Annotated in this window: 19 protein-coding genes, 3 pseudogenes and 1 riboswitch; of the genes and pseudogenes, 14 read left to right on the top strand and 8 right to left on the bottom strand. The window is 56.7% G+C overall.

Going from position 1 to position 22,470, the window contains the following annotated elements; all coding sequences use genetic code 11:
- Nucleotides 1–15 precede the first annotated feature (15 nt).
- The 4 genes from J2X43_RS29435 to J2X43_RS29420 form a co-directional block, all read right to left on the bottom strand.
- Nucleotides 16–843, bottom strand: a complete 828-nt coding sequence (locus J2X43_RS29435; RefSeq protein WP_310301044.1) for an ABC transporter permease — start codon at nt 841–843, stop codon at nt 16–18.
- A 3-nt stretch (nt 844–846) separates the two neighbouring features.
- Nucleotides 847–1,758 (bottom strand): sugar ABC transporter permease, encoded by a 912-nt coding sequence (locus J2X43_RS29430; RefSeq protein WP_310301041.1) that lies wholly within the window; start codon nt 1,756–1,758, stop codon nt 847–849.
- The gene (locus tag J2X43_RS29425) at nt 1,758–2,840 is read right to left on the bottom strand and encodes an ABC transporter ATP-binding protein (RefSeq protein ID WP_310301039.1); all 1,083 of its coding nucleotides are present in this window, start codon (nt 2,838–2,840) and stop codon (nt 1,758–1,760) included. The genes J2X43_RS29430 and J2X43_RS29425 overlap by 1 nt, the downstream gene beginning before the upstream one ends.
- A gap of 74 nt (nt 2,841–2,914) precedes the next feature.
- Complete coding sequence (locus J2X43_RS29420; RefSeq protein WP_310301036.1) at nt 2,915–4,099, bottom strand: extracellular solute-binding protein; 1,185 nt, start codon at nt 4,097–4,099, stop codon at nt 2,915–2,917.
- A gap of 107 nt (nt 4,100–4,206) precedes the next feature.
- Here J2X43_RS29420 and J2X43_RS29415 point away from each other — a divergent pair, with 107 nt between their 5' ends.
- The 6 genes and pseudogenes from J2X43_RS29415 (at nt 4,207) to J2X43_RS29390 (ending at nt 10,238) form a co-directional block, all read left to right on the top strand.
- Nucleotides 4,207–4,980, top strand: a complete 774-nt coding sequence (locus J2X43_RS29415) for a 3-ketoacyl-ACP reductase (RefSeq protein ID WP_310301032.1) — start codon at nt 4,207–4,209, stop codon at nt 4,978–4,980.
- Nucleotides 4,980–5,483 carry a MaoC/PaaZ C-terminal domain-containing protein gene (locus tag J2X43_RS29410; RefSeq protein WP_310301029.1) on the top strand — a complete coding sequence of 168 codons (504 nt, stop codon included), beginning with the start codon at nt 4,980–4,982 and terminating at the stop codon, nt 5,481–5,483. The genes J2X43_RS29415 and J2X43_RS29410 overlap by 1 nt, the downstream gene beginning before the upstream one ends.
- Nucleotides 5,484–5,536: 53 nt before the next feature.
- Nucleotides 5,537–6,568 carry a LacI family DNA-binding transcriptional regulator gene (locus J2X43_RS29405; RefSeq protein ID WP_310301027.1) on the top strand — a complete coding sequence of 344 codons (1,032 nt, stop codon included), beginning with the start codon at nt 5,537–5,539 and terminating at the stop codon, nt 6,566–6,568.
- 49 nt (nt 6,569–6,617) lie between these two features.
- Complete coding sequence (locus J2X43_RS29400; RefSeq protein ID WP_310301024.1) at nt 6,618–7,784, top strand: dihydrodipicolinate synthase family protein; 1,167 nt, start codon at nt 6,618–6,620, stop codon at nt 7,782–7,784.
- Nucleotide 7,785: 1 nt separating this feature from the next.
- Nucleotides 7,786–9,078 carry a glycerate kinase gene (locus tag J2X43_RS29395; protein WP_310301021.1) on the top strand — a complete coding sequence of 431 codons (1,293 nt, stop codon included), beginning with the start codon at nt 7,786–7,788 and terminating at the stop codon, nt 9,076–9,078.
- A 326-nt stretch (nt 9,079–9,404) separates the two neighbouring features.
- Nucleotides 9,405–10,238, top strand: a pseudogene (locus tag J2X43_RS29390) (IS5 family transposase).
- A 20-nt stretch (nt 10,239–10,258) separates the two neighbouring features.
- Here J2X43_RS29390 and J2X43_RS29385 read toward each other — a convergent pair.
- From J2X43_RS29385 to J2X43_RS29375, 3 genes are all read right to left on the bottom strand, one after another.
- On the bottom strand, nt 10,259–11,740 hold the full coding sequence (locus tag J2X43_RS29385; RefSeq protein ID WP_310301018.1) for an NAD-dependent succinate-semialdehyde dehydrogenase: 1,482 nt from the start codon (nt 11,738–11,740) through the stop codon (nt 10,259–10,261).
- A gap of 16 nt (nt 11,741–11,756) precedes the next feature.
- On the bottom strand, nt 11,757–13,025 hold the full coding sequence (locus J2X43_RS29380; RefSeq protein WP_310301014.1) for a D-amino acid dehydrogenase: 1,269 nt from the start codon (nt 13,023–13,025) through the stop codon (nt 11,757–11,759).
- A 155-nt stretch (nt 13,026–13,180) separates the two neighbouring features.
- Nucleotides 13,181–13,274: riboswitch (glycine riboswitch) on the bottom strand.
- An 82-nt stretch (nt 13,275–13,356) separates the two neighbouring features.
- Nucleotides 13,357–14,091, bottom strand: a complete 735-nt coding sequence (locus J2X43_RS29375) for a sulfite exporter TauE/SafE family protein (RefSeq protein ID WP_310301010.1) — start codon at nt 14,089–14,091, stop codon at nt 13,357–13,359.
- 232 nt (nt 14,092–14,323) lie between these two features.
- Between J2X43_RS29375 and J2X43_RS29370 the strand changes: the two genes are divergently transcribed.
- Nucleotides 14,324–15,637 carry an MFS transporter gene (locus tag J2X43_RS29370; RefSeq protein WP_310301007.1) on the top strand — a complete coding sequence of 438 codons (1,314 nt, stop codon included), beginning with the start codon at nt 14,324–14,326 and terminating at the stop codon, nt 15,635–15,637.
- Nucleotides 15,638–15,686: 49 nt separating this feature from the next.
- On the opposite strand, the gene J2X43_RS29365 is transcribed toward J2X43_RS29370, so the two are convergent.
- The gene (locus J2X43_RS29365) at nt 15,687–16,574 is read right to left on the bottom strand and encodes a LysR substrate-binding domain-containing protein (protein ID WP_310301004.1); all 888 of its coding nucleotides are present in this window, start codon (nt 16,572–16,574) and stop codon (nt 15,687–15,689) included.
- A 99-nt stretch (nt 16,575–16,673) separates the two neighbouring features.
- Here J2X43_RS29365 and J2X43_RS29360 point away from each other — a divergent pair, with 99 nt between their 5' ends.
- From J2X43_RS29360 to J2X43_RS29330, 7 genes and pseudogenes are all read left to right on the top strand, one after another.
- The gene (locus J2X43_RS29360; protein ID WP_310301001.1) at nt 16,674–17,936 is read left to right on the top strand and encodes a M20/M25/M40 family metallo-hydrolase; all 1,263 of its coding nucleotides are present in this window, start codon (nt 16,674–16,676) and stop codon (nt 17,934–17,936) included.
- Nucleotides 17,937–17,947: 11 nt separating this feature from the next.
- Nucleotides 17,948–18,901 (top strand): beta-hydroxyaspartate dehydratase BhcB, encoded by a 954-nt coding sequence (gene bhcB, locus J2X43_RS29355; RefSeq protein WP_310300999.1) that lies wholly within the window; start codon nt 17,948–17,950, stop codon nt 18,899–18,901.
- Between the two features lie 15 nt (nt 18,902–18,916).
- Nucleotides 18,917–20,038 carry a DSD1 family PLP-dependent enzyme gene (locus tag J2X43_RS29350; protein WP_310300997.1) on the top strand — a complete coding sequence of 374 codons (1,122 nt, stop codon included), beginning with the start codon at nt 18,917–18,919 and terminating at the stop codon, nt 20,036–20,038.
- Nucleotides 20,039–20,048: 10 nt separating this feature from the next.
- The gene (locus J2X43_RS29345) at nt 20,049–20,456 is read left to right on the top strand and encodes a RidA family protein (RefSeq protein WP_310300994.1); all 408 of its coding nucleotides are present in this window, start codon (nt 20,049–20,051) and stop codon (nt 20,454–20,456) included.
- Nucleotides 20,456–21,415, top strand: a complete 960-nt coding sequence (locus J2X43_RS29340) for an ornithine cyclodeaminase family protein (RefSeq protein ID WP_310300990.1) — start codon at nt 20,456–20,458, stop codon at nt 21,413–21,415. Before J2X43_RS29345 ends, J2X43_RS29340 begins: the two co-directional genes overlap by 1 nt.
- A 71-nt stretch (nt 21,416–21,486) precedes the next feature.
- A pseudogene (locus J2X43_RS31210) lies at nt 21,487–21,977 on the top strand (transposase).
- A 311-nt stretch (nt 21,978–22,288) separates the two neighbouring features.
- Nucleotides 22,289–22,453, top strand: a pseudogene (locus J2X43_RS29330) (IS5/IS1182 family transposase); the annotation flags it as partial.
- Nucleotides 22,454–22,470: the final 17 nt, after the last annotated feature.

The following is a 22,470-nucleotide window of genomic DNA, read 5'->3' as shown; positions in this document are numbered from 1 at the left end:
GTTCACGTTCCGCCATCAGCGGGCGCGTCCGACGATCTGCGTCGGGTTCACGAATTTCAGGGCGATCACAAGCCAGATGAATGTTGTGACCATGTAGACGACCGCCATTGCGTCGATCGACTGCACCGCACGGACGCCCGAGGCGAAGACCGCGTAGTACAGGGCGACGACAAGCGTCGTGCTGTCAGGACCGGCAACAAGGAAGGTGAGTTCGAACATCGCGATGGTGCGGACCAGCACCAACAGCAGAGCCGCCATGATGCCGGGCAGAAGAAGTGGCAGTAGCACGTGGATGAAAAGCTTGAATGTTCCGGCGCCGAAGACACGGGCAGCCGCTTCGATTTTCGGATCGATCTGCTCGATGAACGGGATCATCACCAGGATCACGAATGGGATCGTCGGAACGAGGTTGGCAGCGACGACGCCTGAAAAGGTTCCAGCGAGACCTGTCTGATAGAGGACGCTCGCGAGCGGGATACCGTAGGTGATCGGCGGCACGAGCATTGGCAAGAGGATCAGCAGCATGACGATCCTCTTGCCAGCGAAGTCGCGGCGGGCGAGAGCATAAGCTGCTGTCACCCCGGCAATGCCGGAAATAACGACGACGGCGAAGACGACCTGCAGGGTGACTTTCAGTACGTCGAAGAGCTGAAACTCGCTCCAGGCGGAGCTGTACCAGCGCGTGGTGAACCCCGTGGGAAACCAGGTTCCAATCCAACGTGTTGCAAACGAGCTGACGATCACGGTGGCAATCATCGCCAGGAGATTGAGGATAAAGAAGCCGATCAGTGCCCACACGGCGTAGATCCAGATTCTCGAAGAAAGCGTGTTGTCTCTGATCATTGTTCAGCCCTTTCCGCCGCTGACGGGGCCGCGATAGAGCAGGCCGCGCATTGCCAGGATGACGAGAACCACTGCGAACTGGACGAAGCCCATGATCATCGCGATGGCGGAAGCTTTGGAGTAGTCGTATTCCTCGAACGCCGCCTGGTAGGCCGCGATGGAGATCACACGCGTCAGGCCAGCGGGCGCACCCAGAAGCACCGCTGAGGGGAACACCGAAAATGCCTGCACGAAGCTCAGGCAGAAGGTGATGGCGATCCCCGGCATCAGGAGAGGCATATAGACGTTCATGAAGCGCTGCCGGCTGTTTGCGCCAAGCGTCGCTGCGGCCTTCTCAAGCGAGGTGTCGATCCCTGTCACGTAGGACAGAATGAGCAGGAACGTGAAGGGAAAGCCTGTGATAAGAAGCGAGAAGAAGACGCCCCAGTAGTTCTGGATCAGACGGATTGGCTGGTCGACGACACCCAACGTCAGGAGCGTCCGGTTTACCCAGCCCTGAGGGCCGAGGTAGTTCAAAAGCCCCTGAGCAACGAGAACGGTCCCGAGCGTGATTGGGAGGATCAGGATCGTCGTCAGCACCTTCTGGTTCTTCAGCAGCCTCACTCGGAACGCGACCGGAAGTGCAAAGCCGATATTGACGATCGTCACTGGAAGCGCGAGCAGGAGGGTCTTGTAGATCGTGTCGTATTGGAACGCGTCCGAGAAGAAATGGACGTAGTTGGTCAGCACTCCGCCTTCCTTCGGCTCAAAGGACAACATCAGACCGTAGAGGAATGGGTAGATAAACAGCGCGCCCAGCAGCGCCACAGCCGGAATGACGAGTAGCGTCACACCATCGAAACCACGTGCGGCAAGCTTCTGGGACAGGCGAGGCGCCTCTATCGTCGGATGGAGTACAGTTGACATGTCTGCCATCACGCCCTCCCTGCGCCATCCGCGAAGATGATCACGCGATCGGGGTCCGCGCGGAGTTCGACGGATGAACCGATCAGCGCCGATGTCGGCGAGTGGAAGATCAGGTCGATGCCGTCCTGTGTTTTGGCAGTGCCGACGAATTCGCGTCCCCGATACTCAATTGTCTCGACCGTCGCGCTGAAGGCGTTGTCGTTCGCGCTCCCGGCGACTAGATCGTCGGTGCGGATCGCGACATATGCATTCTGACCTGCTGCCAACGAAGCATGGGTTATGCCGGAGATCTGACGGTCGCCGATCTTGACGGTCGCACGGCCGGAAGCCGCCGTCTCGACTTTGCCGCGAAGGCGGTTACGGAAGCCCATGAAATCGGCGACATCGACGTCGGATGGCTTTTCGTAGAGTTCGGTTGGGGTTCCGATCTGGCGGACGACGCCGTCCTTCATGACGACGACCCGGTCGGCCATCGAAAGCGCTTCGTCCTGGTCATGTGTCACGTAGATCGTCGTGGCGCCGAGGGCGTTGTGGATGCGGCGGATTTCGGCGCGCATTTCCAGACGGAGCTTCGCGTCAAGGTTCGAAAGCGGCTCGTCCATCAGGACAAGTGGCGGCTCGATGACGATCGCTCGGGCGATGGCGACGCGCTGCTGCTGCCCGCCTGAAAGCTGGCCCGGTAGCTTCGCATCCTGACCCTGCAGCCGGACGAGAGCGATGGCCTCGTCGACCTTTCGCTTGATCTCAGCTTTTGCGAGACCGCGCATTTTCAGGCCAAACCCAATGTTGTCGCGAACACTCAGGTGAGGAAAGAGCGCGTAGTTCTGGAAAACCATGCCGAAGCCACGGTCTTCAGGCTTGAGAACATCGATCCGCTGCTTGTCGAGCCATATGGAGCCACCCGTCGTCGAAAGCAGGCCAGCTAGCATGTTCAACGTGGTGGATTTTCCACAGCCCGACGGCCCCAGGAGTGCGATGAACTCGCCACGCTTGATGGTCAGGGTGATGTCGCGGAGGGCGTTGTGGGATCCGAAGTCCCGGCGCACGCCTTCCAGCCGCACTTCCTCGAAACGGCGAAGAGCAATAGCCATTGTCAACCTCATTCAGATTGGATGTCTGTCCCCGGCGGTCACACTCCTCGTGAGCCGGGGACCAGGAAAGATGATCAGTTCTTCTTGTCGGCGCCGACGCGCTCGTCCCAAAGACGGAATGCCGCGACCATCTTGTCCGGCATCAGCGGGATTTCGATTGGGGTCTCGGCAATCAGCTTGTCGTACTCGGGGCGTCCGAATTCCTCGATGACCGCCTTGCTCGCATCCGGAGCCTTGTCGAGACCGACGTCCTTTACTGCCGGACCGGGATAGAAATAGCCCTGGTCATAGGTCGTCGCCTGCTGTTCCGGCGAAAGCACCCATTTCACGAGTTCGAGCGCGACGGCGAGTTTCTCATCGGAAATGCCGTTTGGAACCATCAGATACTGGGCGTCTGCGATCCAGTGGAAGCCCTTGAGCGTCTGGGTCTTCGCTTCGGCGGGGACGATGCCGAGCGCGCGCGGGTTGATGTCCCAACCCAATGTTGTGACCGTCATGTCGCGCGAACCTTCGCCGAATTCCTTCATGAGAGCGCCGGTCCCGGTCGGGTAATATTCGATATGCTTGCCGAGTTCGACGAGGAACGACCAGGTCTTTTCCCAGCCGTTCACTGGATCCTTGGGGTCCTTGTCGCCGAGAATATAGGGCAGCCCCATTAGCCAGGTGCGGCCGGGACCTGAGTTGGCCGGGCGGGCATAGAGAAAGCGGTTCGGATTCTGCGTCGCCCAGGCAAGCAGCTCATCGGCGCTTGTAGGCGGTGTCTTCACGCGGTCGGGCGCGTATTCAAGCAAAGGGCCGGATGGAGTGTAGACAGCGATGAAGGCCTGATCCTGGGCGAGCTTCTGAAGTTCGATCGTTGTCGGCTGCAGAATGGCGTCCGGCTTCGGGAGCACCGCTCCATAATCGGCAAGCAGCGGTACCCAGAGCTTCTGGTCGATGCCGGCAGAGAGAACATCGAGCCCGCCAATGACGAGATCGATATCAACCCGTCCGGCGCTTTGCTGCGCCTTGAGCTTGCCCGGAAGTTCGGGCGCCGGCGCCTTCGAAAAAGTTACTCGGGAAACGAGTTCCTTTTTGGTGTCGCGGAAGGATTCGAGGGATGGCTGCAGAAGCGCGAGCGCACCGCCAACGTCAATCACATTCAAGCTTACTGGCGACGGAGGCAGTCCTGGCGTGTCCTTAGCCATGGCAAGGAGGGGCGACAGGCCCGCGATGCCCGCGCCGATCACAAATGCACGTCTATTCAAGATGATAGGCATAATCTCTCTCCCAAAAATCTCTTGTAGAAAAATCTACTTGATCGTTCTACTAGATCGGTCTAGTACATCGTCACGATACGACATGCAAGATTTTTTTGGGAGCGAGCATGACAAGAGGCGAAACGAAGCGGGCTCTGGTAACCGGGGCCGGACGGGGTATCGGCAGGGCGATCGCTCTCGATCTCGCCAAGAGCGGGTTCGACGTCGTCATCAACGATATGGTTGGTTCAGCCGATCTTGAGGAGACTGGAAGGCTCGTGCGCAAAACTGGGCGTTCCGCGCATCTGGTCACAGCCGACATCAGCGATCTCGACGACCACGAAAGAGTTGTTTCCGAGGCCTGGGACGCTTTCGGAGGCATCGAGTGCTTGGTCAACAATGCAGGGGTATCGGTCGCTCAGCGTGGTGACATGCTCAAGACCACTCCGGAAAGCTTCGATAGGCTGATGAACATCAACCTTCGCGGGCCCTTCTTCCTAACCCAGGCCGTCGCGACACGGATGTGTGAGGTGCCGGGCGAAGCGTTCCGGTGCATTATCACCATATCGTCATCGAATGCAGAGTTCGCTTCGACAGACCGGGCCGAGTACTGCATTTCGAAGACTGGCCTCGCGATGATGTCTTCTCTCTATGCCCTGCGTCTCGCGGGCGACGGCATCAATTCGTACGAAGTCCGTCCGGGCGTCATCCGCACGAGCATGACCGCCGTGGCAAGGGAAAAGTACGACAGGTCGTTCGCCGAAGGTTTCGCCCCGATCAGCCGCTGGGGCGAACCGGAAGACGTCGGCAGGGTCGTTGCATCGCTGGCGTCGGGCGCCTTCGGCTACAGCACCGGCGAGGTTTACCGCGTTGATGGCGGGCTTGCAGTGAGGAAGCTGTGATGGGCGCGCATCCAGCCGAGCTCGCCCCCGGCGAGTACTGGTTCGAGGATCTGCCCGTCGGTGCAGTTTGGAGAACTGGTGGGCTGGTCATCACAGAAAGCCACATCGTCGGATTCGCAGGCCTTTCCGGGGACTTTTTCGATGTTCACATGGACGACGATTTCGCGCGCAGCCAGGGTTTCACAGCCCGGCTGGCCCATGGTCTTCTTGGCCTTGCGCTAACGGACGGCCTCAAGAACCGCGCGTCGGTCAAGCTGATGGCTGTGGCGTCGCTGGGGTGGGATTGGCGCTTCGTCGGGCCGATCGTAGCCGGCGACCGTATCGCGGCGGTAATCTCCATGCGTGAGAAGAGGCTTTCATCACAGGGAAAGGGCATTGTCACACTGCAAATCGAGGTCTCGAACCAGCGAAACGAGATCGCACAAAAGGGCTCGACGACACTGATCGTTCGCAAGAGGGACGAAGACATGCGCAACACCGTACCAGTGCAGGGCATCAATTGATAATAAGATCCTCGCCAGCAACCGATTTGGACTCGAGCGAGGAGAGACAGGGCATGGATTCGAAGGCAACACGACAGAGACCGACACTTGTGGACATCGCAAACGCCTCGGGCGTTTCGAAGGCCACGGTGTCGCTGGTGCTGCGAAACAACCCCTCGATTCCTGAGAGGACGCGCGAGCGCGTCCTGCAAGCGGCCAAGGAGCTCGGCTACGTCTACAACAGGGGAGCGGCAAACCTTCGGGCCACAGGTTCGAAGCTTATCGCCATGGCGGTCAACGATCTCACGAACCCGTACTTCGCCGAAATCGTTGCAGCGATGGAGGACTCGCTCACAGAGCAGAATCGCGTCGTCATCATGTCCAACACGGGCGAATCGGTTGCGCGACAGGAGGCATTCGCAACAGTGGTGCGCGAGTACAACGTCGACGGCATGCTGGTCGTCCCGGCGGTCGGGACGGACATATCTTTTGTCGAAACCCTGCGCTCGTGGCGCATGCCGCTCGTCTGCGTCTCGCGTTCGATTCCCGGCGCGGACGTCGATCTTGTCCAGGCAGACCATCGCACAGGAATGATGAGCGCCATGGCTCATCTGATCGAGCTTGGCCATCGACGTATCGGTATCATATCGACGAACGAGCAGATCTCGACAGGTCGCCAACGGTTCGAAGGCTACCGCATGGCGCTTTTGCAGGCAGGCATTTCGCTGGAACCAAGACTCGTCAAGGCGGGCGCTCCCACGCGTGATGTCGGCATGCAGCACATGCTGGAACTTCTCGATCTTCCAGAGCCGCCGACCGCGGTCGTCTGTTTCAACGACGTCGCAGCTTTTGGTGTGATGCTGGGTCTGCGTGCCAGCGGACTGGTAGTCGGCAGGGATATTTCCGTTGTGGGGTTCGACGACATCGCGGAGGCGACGCTATGGCGCCCATCACTGACAACGGTTGCAGTTGCTAGGCAGCAGGTCGCCAAGACCGCTGTCGAGATGCTGCTCCAGCGAATTGAGGATTTTGACGCGCCCACCAGGACCGTCTTGCTGCCAACCAAGCTAGTCGTCCGCGAGACGACAGGAGCCCCGATACCCTGAGCCGAAGGTAGATCTTCGGCGCAGGGTCAAGTCAGAGAGGAGACACTGAATGACACTGAAGCTAGCACTGCCCGACACTGCGGCCTCGAAGATCGAATACTCGCTCGTTGGTACGCCCATCGAACGTCCGAACGAAGTTCCGGAATTCAGCCGCATCGCGTACGCAGCCGCTCACGTCGTGTCTGATCCGGCGCGTGATCACAATCCCTGGCAGGACCCGGCAATCGACTGGGACGCGACCATCGCATTCCGCCGCCACCTCTGGAGCCTCGGCTTCAAGATCGCTGAAGCGATGGACACCTCGCAGCGCGGAATGGGCTTGAACTGGAAAGGCGCGCAGGAGCTGATAAGCCGCTCGCTTGCGGAATCGCGAACGGTGGCAGGAGCGGACTTGGCTTGCGGTGCAGGTACTGACCAGCTCGCCGCCGCCGAAGCCCGCTCTCTCGACGATGTGGTCAAGGCCTATGAAGAACAGTTCGAGTTTGTCGAAAAGCACGGCGGCCGCGCGGTGATGATGGCGAGCCGGGCACTCGCCAGTGTCGCGGCGTCGGCGGGTGACTACGAAAAGGTCTATGGGCACGTACTTTCGCAAGCCAAAGACAAGGTGGTCCTTCACTGGCTGGGCGATATGTTCGATCCGAATCTCGCAGGGTATTGGGGGTCGTCGGATTTCGGCCCGGCGCTCGAAAGCGTCATCCGCATTATCGAAGCCAACAAGGACAAGGTCGAGGGCATCAAGATTTCGCTTCTCGATAACGAGAAGGAAGTCATCCTTCGGCGCCGCCTTCCAGATGGCGTCCTGTGCTTCACCGGAGACGATTTCAACTACGCTGACATGATTGAAGGGGATGGCGAACATTACAGCCATGCGCTGCTCGGGATCTTCGATGCGGTTGCACCTTCGGCCTCGAAGGGACTGGCAGCTCTGGCGCGCAACGATCTCTCGACGTTCCGCGAGGTGCTCCATCCGACGGTCGCGCTCTCCCGCAAGATCTTCGAAACCCCGACACAATTCTACAAGGCGGGTGTCGTATTCCTCGCGTGGCTCAACGGTCATCAGAATCATTTCAGCATGCCTGCCGGGATGCAGTCGGCGCGCGGCATTCTGCATTACTCGGAAGTGTTTCGACTTGCTGACCAGGCCAACGTGCTCGACCAACCGGAACTCGCCGTGGCCAGAATGCGCCATTTCGTCGGTCTCTACGGAGTAAAGTAGGATGAAATCCCCGTGTGATCTTCAAACGTCGCATAGCAACTTCGGTCCGAGGCTGTTTCTCAAGAGCCTCTTCGAGGCGGCCGTCGCGGCGGCGGACCCCGTTGCGGGAATTCGTCATCACCTCCCAGCCAAGCCAAAGGGCCGTACTGTTGTCGTCGGCGCAGGGAAAGGTGCGGCGCAGATGGCGCGCGCCCTTGAAGCGCTCTGGGACGGTCCACTCTCCGGGGTGGTGGTGACCAGATATGGGTATGCCTGTGCAACTAGCAGAATTGAGGTCGTCGAGGCCTCCCATCCCGTTCCAGATGCGGCGGGAATGGTTGCGACGGAAAAACTGTTGGACGCGATCAAAGACCTCAGCGCGGACGACCTTGTGATCGCCCTAATTTGCGGGGGTGGCTCGGCGCTTCTGCCCGCTCCACCTCCGGGCTTCTCGCTTGAAGATGAAAAGCAGCTCAATGAAATCTTGCTCTCTTCCGGCGCCTCGATTTCGGCGATGAATGTCGTGAGGAAGCATTTCTCAACGATCAAAGGCGGGCGGCTGGCTGCCGCGACCAAGGCAAAAGTCATCAGCCTTATCGTTTCGGATATTCCAGGCGACAACCCGGCTTTCGTGGCGTCCGGCCCTACGTTGGCAGATGATGGGACAAGGTCTGACGCGCTGGAGACTGTCCGCCGACTGGGCCTTCGTCTCCCAGATCGGGTGTTGAGACACATAGCTTCGCCCCTTGCTGATGCACCTTCCCCTCAAAATCCAGTCTTCGCTAGGAATTCGGCGCACATTATTGCGTCGGCCGCGATTTCGTTGGATGCTGCTGCTTCAGTAGCGCGCAAAGCCGGGATAGAAGTTGCAATCCTTTCGGATTCCATCGAGGGTGAGTCTCGCGACGTTGCGCTTGTGCATGCTGCGATCGCTCGCGAAATTGCAACTCGAAATCGCCCAGTCAAAAAACCTGTCGTCCTACTAAGTGGGGGCGAAACGACAGTGACTTTGCGAGGGAAAGGTGGGAAAGGCGGCAGAAACTCCGAGTTTGCTCTCTCGGCCGCTCTCGCGCTGGAAGGTCTGGACGTGGTCGTACTAGCAGCAGATACCGACGGGATCGACGGTTCAGAGAACAATGCAGGGGCTTACTGCGACGGATCGACCGTTCGCCGTTTGGCGGCCTGTGGCTTAGACGCTCAGAGGTTGCTTGAAGAGAACAACAGCTTCAGTGGCTTTTGCGCAATCGATGATCTTTTTGTGACTGGTCCAACCGGCACTAACGTCAATGATTTTCGAGCGATCCTTGTAGTTTGAGCGTTCAACGTCGGGTAGGGCGCGGTCCCTGCTGACTGAAACGCTTAAGCGGCATTTTATCCGGGTTGCGATTTGCCATCGCCCTAGATAACCGTTGCCAACTAGCTAATAGCAACCGGCGTCATCGGCCGGGTCCATGGTTGTCGTAGGGTGGTACCTTGACAGAGGCGAAATAAGTATTTGGAACATGCACACTGCTCCTTATGGTGTTAATCTCAATCTTTCTAATGGCGCTTTTCGATCTTCAAGCCTCACCGAAAAAGAGTTGAGTGAAATCAGCCAGTTGTGATTCCTTCGGATCCGCTTAGGATTCGATTGAGGCCGCAATGGGCTGGACTGATTTCGCCCGTCGCCAATATGGCCGACAGACAGGGCGTTACGCAAGTGTTGTAACTGACAGAGAGTGGTTGCTGATCGTTCCGTTTATGCCGAAGCCACGCAGGCTCGGCCGCCCACGCAAAACGGAATTACGCGAGGTTGTGAACGCACTGCTTTAAATCGCATCGACCGGATGCCAATGGCGGATGCTGCCGAAGGACTTTCCACCCTATTCCACGGTGCAGGCTTACTTCTACGAGTGGCGGGCAAGTGGCTTGTGGCTGCAGATCAACCACCATCTCGTTATGGAGACGCGAGAGCTGGAGGGAAAGGAAGCCTCACCAACGGCAGGAGTGATTGACATTCAGAGTGTGAAAACGACTGAAAGCGGCGGGATTACGGGATATGACGCAGGCAAAAAGATCAAAGGGAGCTAGCGCCATATCGTTGTCGACACGCTTGGCTTGATGGTGGGTCTTATCGTCCACAGCGCAGATATACAGGACCGCGATGGTACAGCGGCGGCTCTCAAAACCATCCTCGGACCCTGGCCGTGGCTCAGGCATATCTTTGCTGACGGCGGTTATGCCGGCCCGAAACTTCGGGCCGAATTGGGCAAGTTCGCGAAGTTTACGGTGCAGAACGTCAAGCAAACAGACAAGACAAAGGGCTTTGAAGTTCTGCCGCGTCGGTGGGTCGTGGAACGCACGTTCGCCCGGCTTGGTAGATGCCGGCGGCTGGCCAAAGACCGAGAGAAATCAATCGCTTCCGCCGAAGCCTGGATGCTCGTTGCCCACATCCGGATTCTCACCCGGAGGCTCGCTAGGTACCATGTCTATTGAGTTCTTTTCGAGTCAGCCTCTTAAAGATTGCCAAAGCAGATATATTTCATCTCGAGGTAATCATCGGCGCCATGGCGCGAGCCTTCGCGGCCGAGGCCAGACTGCTTGATGCCTCCGAGCGGGGCAGCCTCACTCGACATCAGGCCGGTATTGATCCCGACCATGCCGTATTCCAGTGCTTCCGCGACCTTCCAGACCTTCTTGAGATCGCCGGCGTAGAAGTAGGCGGCAAGGCCGAATTCGGTATCATTGGCCTGCTGGATCACCTCCTCGACCGTCTCGAAGCGGAAGAGGGGCGCAACCGGGCCGAAGGTTTCTTCCTTGGCCACCTTCATGCCCTTGGCAACGCCCGTCAGAACCGTCGGCGTGAAAAAAGTGCCGGCACCTTCGATGCGCTTGCCACCGGTCAGAACCTTGGCGCCCTTGGCAACGGCATCGCCGACATGGTCCTCTACCTTGGCGAGACCCTGCTCATCGATCAGCGGCCCAATGGTGACGCCCGAGGTAAAGCCGTCGCCGACGGACATCGCTTCGACCTTGGCGGCGAGCTTGGCAGCAAAGGCGTCATAGATGCCTGACTGGACATAGAGACGGTTGGCGCAGACGCAGGTCTGGCCAGCATTGCGATATTTAGAAGCGATTGCGCCTTCGACGGCAGCATCGAGGTCGGCATCATCGAAGACAATGAACGGTGCATTGCCGCCGAGCTCGAGGCTGACCTTCTTGATCTGATCCGAGCACTGGCGCATCAGGATACGGCCGACTTCGGTGGAGCCGGTAAAGCTGATCTTGCGAACCTTTTCGTTTCCGCAGAGTTCTTTGCCGATAGCAGGGCCGTTTTCGCCGACGATGACGTTTAACACGCCTGCCGGAACTCCCGCATGTTGAGCAAGTACGGCAAGGGCGATCGCCGAAAGCGGTGCTTGCTCGGTCGGCTTCGAAACGACGGTGCAACCAACGGCAAGTGCCGGTGCAATCTTCCGCATCATCGTTGCAGCGGGAAAATTCCAAGGTGTGATCGTGCCCACAACGCCAATGGGTTGCTTAATGACGAGCATGCGTTTGTCGGCAGACGGTGCCTGAATGGTTTCGCCGTAAATGCGCTTTGCTTCTTCAGCAAACCACTCGATGTACGAGGCGGCAGACAGGACTTCCCGGTGCGCTTCAGCTAACGGCTTGCCCACTTCAGCCGTGAGGATTCTCGCGAGATCGTCCACGTGGGAAACAATTAAGCTAAACCATTTGCGCAGAATAGTGCCACGCTCCTTGGCAGCCATTGCCGCCCAGGACGGATACGCCGCATAGGCTGCGTCGATCGCTTTACGGGCGTCTGCAGCGCCCATGTCGGGTAGCGAAGCCAGTACTTCGCCGCTTGCCGGGTTGAACACGTCGAAGGTTGACGTCGCGTCGCCCTTCGTCCATTCGCCGTTAACGAAGCCGGCGCTCCGCAAAAGGCGCCGGGAAAATTGCAAGTGTTTTGTGAGCGCGGTTGTGACAGCCATTTGATTTTACCGCTCTTCAGCGACCGGCACGTCTGTCAGAGAGCCGCGTCTCATGCACTGAAGAAACGTCCGGAGGAAACGCCTGACTGATTTCCGATCCAACGAGTTCTGCTGTCGCAGCTGAGAGCGTCCATCCTAGATGGCCGTGGCCGGTGTTATAGAAAACTCCACGCCTTTTGCCAGGTCCAACACGAGGCAACATATCGGGCATCATCGGTCTCAGACCGGCCCAGGGTACAACATTTGCCGTACTCATATTCGGAAACAATTCTCTGCTCCAGGAGAGCAGCGGCATAATTCTATCATTTCTGATATCGCGGTTGTCACCGTTGAACTCTGCTGTGCCGGCAATGCGCATCCGACCCACGCCAAGCCTGCTCGTCACAATTTTAGCATCGTCATCAAGCAAACTCACCCATGGCGCTGCCGACTGGCTCTCCGTGTCATTGAGGTTCACAGTTATCGAATATCCCTTCACGGGGTAAACATTTACACGGTCACCCACCTGCGAGGCAAAGCGACGGCTTGCCACGCCTGCACAAATGACAACCGCATCGAATTCGGCGCACCCGTCATCGGTCTTCCAACGCACTCGTATCGACTTTCCATTATGCTCAAGTGAATTCACATCCGCATCTTGCACGAGGCGAACCCCGCGACGCACTGCGGCGGCGGCGAGGCCGCGCGTAAATTTGTGGATGTCGCCTGTAGAATCTGAAGGCGTATGGAACCCTCCGTAAAACTCACCTGTGAGGGCTGGTTCGAGAAGATGAATCTCCTCGTTTGTAAGCTCCGTCCGTTCGAGGCCGCCCGCCAGCAACATACTGTTGACCTTTTTGGCATGCTCGAAGCCTGAACGGGAACGATAAATGTGAAGGATTCCACGGCGTTCGTGGTCGAAATCAATGCTCTCATCCTTGGCAATCTGGAAAAGGCGTTTGCGCGCTTCAATCGCCAATTTCGTTGTATAGATCGTGTTCTTTTCGTAGTTATGGATGTTCGAAATAAACTCTGCCATCCACGAATATTTGTGTAATGACGGTTTCGGGTTGACGAGTAGGGGGGCATCTTTACGAAGCAGCCATTTAAGCCCCTTAAATATTGTGGACCAATTGTTCCAGACTTCCGCGTTTGACGCAGACAACTGCCCTCCATTCGCGAAGGACGTTTCCATGGCCGGATAGCGATTTCTGTCAAAAAGGGTAACGTCGTAACCACGTAGAATGAGATCGTACGCTGTAGTCACACCGGCAATGCCGGCTCCGATGATTGCAATCTTCGTCAAAACAGAGCTCCTTGTTTGCGCATGTGATGCATCCCATCGGTGCACCGAGCCCCATCTGTCTTGAAACCTGAGAGCTTCACCCAGCCAACCGTTATCTGGTGCTAGGTTTTCTCCGTCGGTAGGCAATGATTGATATCGCCATTCTCCAGATATTCGCTGCTAGTCTGGTCCTTTTGCCTGAAAGTTTCCGGGGCGGTTGCTCCTTCGGCGGTAGTCTCAGTAAAGTCTACTCTCTCCCAGATCGCACGTGCGAACACCCGATCTTCTAAGTGCCGATTGGAGTTAGCGCCAATTGGTGATGCCTTTGGTCCAATAGGCCAGAGCTATAGACTCAACCCGCCGCGCGAAAGAACAAGACCGACATTATTAATCCTGTCACGATGACGAAAATGCGTACTATGTGATTGGGCAATCGACTTGCAAGTTTCCCGCCGAAGAATCCGCCGAACGCGGCCGCAACCATCATAGGCAAAGCCCATTGCCACTCCACGATCCCCGCCAGCGCAAAGGTCACTACTGCTATGACTGACAGCGTCAAGGAAACGACATTCTTGATGGAATTCATCAACGGCATATCAGTCATGCCGGCCATGCTCAGAGCTGCCAAAAGCACCACGCCAAGACCGCCATTAAAATAGCCACCTAGCACAGCGACACAAAACACGCCGGGAATTAGCCATGACGAAGCGCTGCCATCTCCCCGTCGTTGTAGATATCTCGAGATTGCAGGCCCAGCAGCAAACATTGCTGTGCTAGCAAGTAGGAGGTAGGGAACAATCTGCTGGAACGTTTTGTTCGATGTGACAAGTAGGAGGAGTGCACCCATGAGCCCTCCCGCAAGTGCGACGAGGCACAGGCCCAGAAGCATCGAACGGCTCAACTTCCTCAACTGGGGTAGCAGCGCGCCAGTCGCAGTGACATAGCCTGGCAACAAAACAACTGCGCTCGTTGCGTTTGCAGTTACTGGCAAGACGCCGAAATGCACTAGCGCGGGAAAAGTCAAGAAGCTTCCACCTCCCGCGAGAGCATTCAGCATTCCAGCAAGGAACGCGGCAAAAAATAACATGAAGATCGCGCTTATCTCAAAATCTCACTGCGTCTTCGCTGTTTAGGGACGCTTCTAAGATTAACGGCCTTTACTCCCGGAAAGAAAAATCCTCCAATAGTGCGAGGCTATAGCTGCCCATAGTTCGTTTATTGGCTTCTATACATGGACAGCGATTAGGCTCTTCCCGTGCTCAACTAGCCCGGATGTCGAACTTCCGGTCCGTCAGGCGACAATCATGGGAGGAACCGTCATGTCGCAAATCAATCAAACACCCAAAAAGTCGAACGGCGCGAGGGTCATAGCTGCCGCGATGATCGGCAACGCGCTAGAATTCTATGACCTCTTCATCTACGGATTTCTGGCAATCATAATCGCCAAAGTCTTCTTCCCCGCCGAGTCTGAATTCGTCTCGCTGCTCATCACGGTAGGCACTTTCGGGGCTTCCTATATCATGCGTCCGCTCGGCGCCGTCGTACTTGGCGGCTACGCCGACCGCCGCGGCCGCAAGGCGGGGATGATGCTCACGATCTGGAGCATGGGGCTGGGGACTGCGCTAATTGCGTTCGCCCCTTCATACGCGGCGATCGGCTTGATTGCACCGATGCTCGTTATCCTCGGGAAACTGCTCCAAGGTTTCTCCGCAGGCGGCGAGTTCGGGACGTCTGTATCGTTCGTGACGGAACACGCACCCAAGAACAGCAAGGGCTTCTATGCGAGCTTTCAGGTCGTTGGCATAGGCCTCGCTACCGCGCTCGCTGCTGGCGCTGGCGTGGCTCTCAACAGCTCACTTCCGTCAGAGGCGATTGTTGAATGGGGATGGAGACTGCCCTTCATCTTTGGTCTGATGATCGTTCCGTTCGGTTACTTTATTCGCAAGGGTGTAGACGAGACGCCGGAATTCCTGGCATCTTCAAAGACCGACGAACTTCCTATCGTGGCAACCATGGCAAGTGCGAAGGCCAAGATTGCGTTTGCAATCGGCGTCTACTCGCTGGCAGCCTCGACGAACTATCTCTTGGCAGTCTATATCCCGACCTATGCAATGCGCGAATTGGGCCTGAGCGCTGATGTGTCATTCTGGGGAGCTTTTGCCTTCGCAATCATTCAGATCTTACTGCCTCCTGTCATTGGTAGCCTATCGGACCATTTCGGACGGCTCAAGTTCATCACGGCTGGCGTTATCATGGTAGCTGTCCTCACCTATCCGATGTTTGCGTGGATGATCAGCCGACCAGAACCTGCCGTTTACATGATCGCCATCTCGACGCTGGCCGTGAGCGTAATTGTTTTCCAGGGTGCAATGCCTGCATTTCTCGCGGAACTGTTCTCCGGGCAAACTCGGACAACCGGCCTCGCACTTGTCCACAACCTGAACTTCACATTGTTTGGCGGGATGGCTCCATTCATCTGCACCCTACTCATCCAGGAGACCGGGAGCAAATTCGTCCCAGCCTATTATGTCTTGACGACGGTGGCACTTGCACTTGTCAGTCTGATCTACTTTCGCTCGAAAGTCGGGAAGCATTCCCCTCAGAATTTCGGGCAGCCAGTCAAGTCCACCTGATCTCGTCGACAAAACGATAAGTTAAAATAAGGGCTGCCATCGGCAGCCCTTATCGATTCAACTCACCAACCCCTAAATGCGTTTTAAGCAATCCTATGAATTGACCGGCTATAAGCGAGCTTGATGCTTCAGGATAGAGCAAGCCGATCTCGTAAACGATGTCCGGATCAAACGGCCGCCTTACAACATTCTCGGTAAAGGGCGTGCTGATGATTGAATCGACGATCCCCACCCCACATCCCGCTGAGACCAGTTCACATACTGACGCAAAGTAGTCCACCTCAGCGACAACATTCCATACCGAACCTGCCCGGGAGAACGCCGACGCCAGTTGATGGTGTGTGGAATGGTCAGGGAAGAGCGAGATGAATGGCACGCTGTCGAGATCTTTTGCGGTTATTCTCTCGAGTGAAGTCAGGGGATGGTCGGTTGGGAGTATGCAGTCGCATCGATAAGCAAACCGGTCTAGACGGTCTGCGGGATGGGCGGTGGGAAGTTCTGCAATAGCAATGTCGCACTGCTTCATCGCAGCGAGATCGCTGACCCGCTTGGAGCTTCCAGACACAAGTCGTACGTGGACGTCCGGCCGATCCTCAATGAACAAAGATATCAGTCGGGGAAGAAGCGCTGTCGATATGCTCGGATAGGCTGCGATCGATAAGCGACCATACTTTCCAGTCCGTATCTCCTTTGCGGCACGTTCAGTGCTCTCCATTGCCGCCAGTGACCGGCTAACTTCTTCGAAGAACAGATGCGCTTCGGGCGTCGGATAGAGACGTCCGGCTTTTCGTATGAAAAGCGTGAAGCCGAGGTCTGACTCCAGGCCCGCTATCGTATTGCTCACCGATGGCTGGGTGATCCCCAGCAGTTCGGCGGCTTTGGTCATGGTGCCATGCACCATGAGCGAACGGAAGCACTCTAACTGTCTGATCTGCATCGTTATTGGCCAAAGCTATGAGCGATGGCGTTCCCTTTATTTGCCTGCCACGTACGGCCATGTTGAATATCATCTCAAACGAGAAAGAGGAACTTTGAAATGGACACGTTTAACACTGACAAGGTGAACCGGGACGCGTTGTCGCGTCTCGCTCGACAAAACCGGCAATCGGTAATTGATCATACATTGGAACTCTTGGCCCGGCCGAGTGACAATCCTCCGGGCGATACACGATCAGTCGCCGACTATCTCGTGAACGTTCTGGAGCAAATTCCTGGCGTTACCGTCGAACGTCACGAGACCGCTCCGTTGATCCAGAATGTTGTGGCACACGTCAGTGGCCGCGGGCCGGGCAAGCGCCTCATTTTCAACGGACACCTCGATACATTTCCGATGGGTGACAGGTCCGCATGGACCCGAAATCCTAAGGGTGAAGTCTTCGATGGCAAGATATTCGGTCTCGGTGTCTCGGACATGAAGGGTGGCCTCGCGGCATGTCTCTTCGCTTTCGAAAACATGGCTGCAAGCCGAGACGATTGGGCGGGAGAGGTGGTTTTAACCTTTGCCGGCGACGAAGAAACAATGGGGGTGCTTGGGTCGAAATTTCTCATTGAGAACGTGCCGCATGCCCGCGGCGATGCGGTCATTTGCGCCGACGTTGGATCCCCCGCTGTCTTGCGGATCGGAGAAAAGGGCCTGCTATGGCTGAAGATATCAGCCACCGGCAAAACTGCCCACGCCGCTCATGTGCACCGTGGTGACAGCGCGATCGAAAAGCTATTGGTCATGCTGTCTCACGTAAAAGCCCTGACGGCAATGCGCCCGAAAGGTCGGGATGACGTCGAGAAGATTGTTCGCAAAGCTGCTCACATCTCGGAAGCATTCTCGGGTGCTGGTGAGTCCGACGTCCTCCTTTCGCTTACAGCAACTATCGGAACCATCTCGGGTGGCCGATTGTCGAATCTCATCGCCGATCACGCTGAGGCCACTGCAGACATCAGAATTCCGCTTGGTATTTCGACGGATGAGGTCCTTACCGCACTGAACGCCGCGGTCGCCGATCTGCAGGGCGTGAAGATCGAGGTGGTAAGACGCTATGAAGCGAGCTGGACCGATCCGCAGCATCCACTGGTCAAGACGCTCACTCGCGCCGCTTGCGAAGTTCTTCGAATTGACCCTGTCGTCAACATGCGAGTAGGCGCATCGGATTCGAGACTGCACCGGGCCGCCGGCATGGCAACTGTGGTTTGCGGTCTAACGCCCAACAACATGGGGTCCGCCGACGAGTATGTCGATGTCGACGAACTCACTGGGCTGGGCGAACTGCTCACGCTCGCTGCTTACGACTTCCTAACAGCCTAAGGGGGCAGGAGATGAACGTGCCAACATTCGCGGACGTGTCTCGAGCTCGCGAGCGGATCCAGCCGCACATACACCGGACGCCGGTACTGACCAGCCGCTACATAGATGGTCTCGTCGGTGGAGAAGTGTTCTTTAAGTGCGAGAACTTTCAGCGCGCCGGTGCCTTCAAGGTGAGAGGTGCGTGCAACGCAGTATTCTCGCTCAATGATCAAGCAGCAGCAAACGGTGTCGCAACGCACTCATCGGGAAACCATGCACTTTCGCTCACTTACGCCGCAATGCGTCGTGGCATCTCGTCTACCGTCGTCATGCCTAGAACCGCCCCCCAGGCGAAGAAAGATGCGGTAAAGGATTATGGCGGGAAAGTACTTGAATGCGAACCAAGTACCGCGGCGCGTGAAGCAATGCTGAAAAAGCTGGTTGAGGAGACCGGTTCTGACTTTGTCCACCCTTACAATGATCCACGCGTGATTGCTGGCCAGGCTACTTGCTCATTGGAATTGATAGAGGAAATCGGCCTCATTGATGCGGTCATTGCGCCAATTGGAGGCGGGGGGATGATCTCGGGCACATGTCTGACGTTGGCCGAGAAGTTGCCGGGGGCAAAGATCTATGCCGCCGAACCATCGAATGCAGACGACGCGTATCGCTCCCTAAAAGCCGGGCGGATTATCGAGGACGACGCGCCCCAAACGGTAGCAGATGGCCTGAAAGTTAGCCTCCGGGGTCGGACCTGGCATTTCGTTTCCCGGTTTGTCGATGACATTCTGTTGGTGAGCGAGAGCGAGATCGTTGAGGCAATGCGTCTAGTCTGGCAGCGCATGAAAATCGTCATCGAACCATCTTCCGCAGTCGCCGTCGCCGCCCTGATACGGAACCGAGATCTCTTCGCTGGGAAAAAAGTTGGCGTGATTCTGACTGGTGGCAACGTGGATCTCGACAAGTTGCCTTGGCTCAAGCAGTAAATAAAGGAGTTAAAAATGACACACACTTTGCCAGCACTGATCGGTACGCGTATCGAGGACATCGACACGCCGAGCCTGATCGTTGACCTCGACGCGTTCGAGCGCAATGTAAAAAAGATGGGTCAATTCATGAAGGACAATGGCCTTCGGCATCGTGCCCATGCCAAGACCCATAAGTCCTCTGACATCGCTGCCTACCAGATCGAGGTGGGGGGGGCATGTGGCGTTTGCTGCCAGAAAGTAAGTGAAGCCGAAGCGCTCGTAAACGCAGGTGTTCGCGACGTGTTGGTATCGAACCAGGTCGTAGCTCGCAATAAGATTGCACGCCTTGCCGCAATGGCAAAGCGTGCACGGGTGCTTGTATGCGTGGACGATCTCTCCAATGTGGATGACCTGTCAGCAGGAGCGGTAGACTACGGCTCTCAGATTGAGTGCTTAGTCGAAATTGACGTTGGCGCCGGTCGCTGTGGAGTTACGCCAGGTACTGCCGCGGTTGAAATTGCAAAAAAGATCGACGCGGCTCCCGGTCTTAAGTTTGCCGGTCTCCAAGCGTACCAGGGCCGTGCTCAACACGTCTACGACCACGCGGAACGCAAGGCCTTGATCGAAGGGGCCGTCAAGATGACAGCTGATACGATCGCGCTTCTTAAGGACGCCCGCCTGAAATGCGATATCGTTGCCGGCGCTGGAACCGGAACCTTTGAAATGGAAGGCACCAGCGGCGTTTACAATGAATTGCAATGCGGCTCCTACATTTTCATGGACGCTGACTATCAGCGCGTCCGTGACGAAAAAGGCGAGTTCTTGAGCTCTTTCGAAAATAGCCTGTTCATCTACACAAGCGTGATGAGCAAGACAAAGACGGACAAAGCGATCTGCGACGCTGGCCTGAAAGCTCAGAGCGTCGACAGTGGTATGCCTGTGATCTTTGGCAGAACTGATATCGAATATGTCAAATGCTCGGATGAACATGGGGTGATAAGCGACCCAGGGAACGTTCTTCGTCTCAACGACAAACTGAAGCTAATCCCGAGCCACTGCGATCCGACGGTCAATGTCTACGATTGGTATATCGGCGTCCGCAACGGGCGCGTTGAAGCAATTTGGCCGGTGACCGCCCGCGGCATGGTTTTGTGAGGAGACCGCGATGACTGGAATCATACCTATCAAAACTGAAGGAGCGCCGGCCCCGCTTGGACATTATTCCCAGGCTGTCATGGCAGCCGGGCTGGTTCACATTTCTGGGCTTCTGCCAGTTGCGAAGAATGGCGAAATCGATCCAACGATCGATTTCGATGAGCAAGCTAGGCGGGTCCTCTCAAGCTTGGAAGCCATTCTTCAGGAGGCCGGGGCCGAAATTACTGACGTGGTGAAGGTCAATGCTTACATCGTAGATGTCGAGAATTGGCCGACATTCAACAGGCAGTTTGCCGAACTGTTTGGCACTCATCGCCCCGCGCGAAGTGTTGCGCCTGTACCTGAGCTCCATCATGGCTTTAAGATTGAGATCGATGCCATTGCGTTGGACGTCGGTCGTGTGAGGCAATCACAGTAATGTGGATCGTTGCTGAAAAAGACATTCCTAAGCTACTAGACTCTCAGGCGGCGCTCCGCGCCGTCGAGGGGGTTTTCGCTTCAATGGGAAAAGGTGCAGCAGATAGCTTTCCTGTCGTACGGGAGTCGCTTGGCGTTGCAAGCGCGCTATTTGGGTTTAAGGGCGCCTTCGACAAATCCGCCATGGTTCTGGGTTTAAAGGCAGGCGGTTACTGGCCAGAAAACACAAAGAAGGGCCTTTCCAACCATCAATCGACCACCTTCCTTTTTGATCCCCAGACCGGGCGCGTCGAGGCGGCGATTGGTGCTAACCTGCTCACGGCGCTGCGTACAGCAGCCGCATCGGCAGTGTCCATCAAGCACTTGCGCCCTAAGGGATCAAGTACCTTGGGAATTATCGGAGCAGGACACCAGGCGGTGTTTCAAATACGAGCGGCGTTGGCGCTCGGCGGATTTGAGCGAGTAGTAGGATGGAACAGGACCCCCGGACGACTGGAAAATCTGAGAGTCGCTACTGAGGAACTGGGAGTCCGCTTTGAAAGCCTGGAACTTGATGGGCTCGGCAGGGAGGCGGATGTCATTATCACGATTGCCTCAGCTTTCGAGCCATTGCTTCTCGATCAGCACGTGAAGGGGCCGACGCACATCGCTGCTATGGGGACCGACACGAGGGGAAAGCAAGAACTTGACCCGGGGCTGCTCAGCAGAGCAGATCTGTTTAGCGATAGTGTCGCGCAGTCTCTGACCATTGGTGAGTTCCAGCATCTTGATGTTGACGATAGCGCCAAGCGCGCGTCGATACGACGACTCGGCGACCTTATCGTCAGCGATCAACAAAGACCTCGCTCGGAGTTGACAATATTTGACGGTACAGGCGTCGGCACCCAAGATATTGCCGTTGCTAATGCCGTCTTGGCGATGGCGCGCGAAAGCGGGGTGGCGCAATGGGTCGAAATTTGAAGTCCGCTTTCGCGTGTCCCCAGCTCTTCATCCTTTCGATAGGTCGTTGAAGAAGAGGGTTGATAAGGACCATGGGACGTCTCTATTTCGGTCAGATCACGCATTTGCACGAAGAGATTGATCAGATCGATCGTCGTGCGGCGGAGGCGAAACAAAGCGACATCGTTCGACGGCTGCAGAAAGTGCCTGAGATCGGGCCGATCTGCGCGATGGCAATCATGGCGTTCGCGCCGCCTATGGAAGCATTCCGAAGTGGTCGCGATTTTGCAGTCTGGCTTAGCCTTGTCCCGCGACAGTCTCGAGCGGATGCAAGCATAAGCTTGGCCGCACCTCGAAGATGGGCCAACGAGATATAAGAAGGCTTTTGATTATAGGCGCGATGTCTGTTGTGCATTGGAAGAGACCAGGCGGTGGAAGACCGGGTTCCTGGCTCTCGAATATGCTGGTCCGAAAGCCGCGCATGCTGGTGGCGGTCGCGATGGCAAACAAGCTATCGCGGATCGTCTGGGCAATGCTCGCGCGCAATCAAGAATACCGAGATCCAAACGGAGCGGTCTCGTGAGAGTAGAAGTTCTAATTGGAGGGCCGGGGATGTGAGGAGGACATGATCCGTATCGGCAAGTAATCGAACAGATCGGGATTGGACAAACCAGTAGTTCTCAGGGAGCTCCGAGCTCGTTCTTTTGATACGGAATCCAATCCGAGTATCGCCATACCGACCTGCGGCATGTCATGGCCGCAACAGGAAGTCTAAAACATTTACGCACCCGATCACTCGCTCCGGCGGTAGAAGAGTCCCTACATCGAAAGGGGCATCTAAACATGAGAACTGACCCGGCGTAGCCCGATATTCACCGAAAAGATGGGCCCAGGGTGAGCGTCCGGCGAGCGCATTTTCGGGTGTCGAGAGATGGAAGCTATAGGCCGCGTTTCATCTCATCGGCCATGATGCGGTCGATTATTTCAGGATCGCACTGTGTGTCGATGAGGAACTCGCGGATACCGCCATCCCACGTCCTGATGTCAGCGAGTAGGCTTTGCAGTTCTTCGATGCC

Origin of the sequence: Rhizobium sp. BE258, assembly GCF_031457345.1 — a bacterium.
Lineage (GTDB): Bacteria > Pseudomonadota > Alphaproteobacteria > Rhizobiales > Rhizobiaceae > Rhizobium.
This window is presented reverse-complemented; position numbering and strand designations above follow the sequence as displayed.

Coding starts and splice junctions, on each gene's coding strand:
- J2X43_RS29435 (WP_310301044.1), bottom strand. CDS start 843: ATGATCAGAGACAACACGCTTTCTTCGAGAATCTGGATCTACGCCGTG.
- J2X43_RS29430 (WP_310301041.1), bottom strand. CDS start 1,758: ATGGCAGACATGTCAACTGTACTCCATCCGACGATAGAGGCGCCTCGC.
- J2X43_RS29425 (WP_310301039.1), bottom strand. CDS start 2,840: ATGGCTATTGCTCTTCGCCGTTTCGAGGAAGTGCGGCTGGAAGGCGTG.
- J2X43_RS29420 (WP_310301036.1), bottom strand. CDS start 4,099: ATGCCTATCATCTTGAATAGACGTGCATTTGTGATCGGCGCGGGCATC.
- J2X43_RS29415 (WP_310301032.1), top strand. CDS start 4,207: ATGACAAGAGGCGAAACGAAGCGGGCTCTGGTAACCGGGGCCGGACGG.
- J2X43_RS29410 (WP_310301029.1), top strand. CDS start 4,980: ATGGGCGCGCATCCAGCCGAGCTCGCCCCCGGCGAGTACTGGTTCGAG.
- J2X43_RS29405 (WP_310301027.1), top strand. CDS start 5,537: ATGGATTCGAAGGCAACACGACAGAGACCGACACTTGTGGACATCGCA.
- J2X43_RS29400 (WP_310301024.1), top strand. CDS start 6,618: ATGACACTGAAGCTAGCACTGCCCGACACTGCGGCCTCGAAGATCGAA.
- J2X43_RS29395 (WP_310301021.1), top strand. CDS start 7,786: ATGAAATCCCCGTGTGATCTTCAAACGTCGCATAGCAACTTCGGTCCG.
- J2X43_RS29385 (WP_310301018.1), bottom strand. CDS start 11,740: ATGGCTGTCACAACCGCGCTCACAAAACACTTGCAATTTTCCCGGCGC.
- J2X43_RS29375 (WP_310301010.1), bottom strand. CDS start 14,091: ATGTTATTTTTTGCCGCGTTCCTTGCTGGAATGCTGAATGCTCTCGCG.
- J2X43_RS29370 (WP_310301007.1), top strand. CDS start 14,324: ATGTCGCAAATCAATCAAACACCCAAAAAGTCGAACGGCGCGAGGGTC.
- J2X43_RS29365 (WP_310301004.1), bottom strand. CDS start 16,574: ATGCAGATCAGACAGTTAGAGTGCTTCCGTTCGCTCATGGTGCATGGC.
- J2X43_RS29360 (WP_310301001.1), top strand. CDS start 16,674: ATGGACACGTTTAACACTGACAAGGTGAACCGGGACGCGTTGTCGCGT.
- bhcB (WP_310300999.1), top strand. CDS start 17,948: ATGAACGTGCCAACATTCGCGGACGTGTCTCGAGCTCGCGAGCGGATC.
- J2X43_RS29350 (WP_310300997.1), top strand. CDS start 18,917: ATGACACACACTTTGCCAGCACTGATCGGTACGCGTATCGAGGACATC.
- J2X43_RS29345 (WP_310300994.1), top strand. CDS start 20,049: ATGACTGGAATCATACCTATCAAAACTGAAGGAGCGCCGGCCCCGCTT.
- J2X43_RS29340 (WP_310300990.1), top strand. CDS start 20,456: ATGTGGATCGTTGCTGAAAAAGACATTCCTAAGCTACTAGACTCTCAG.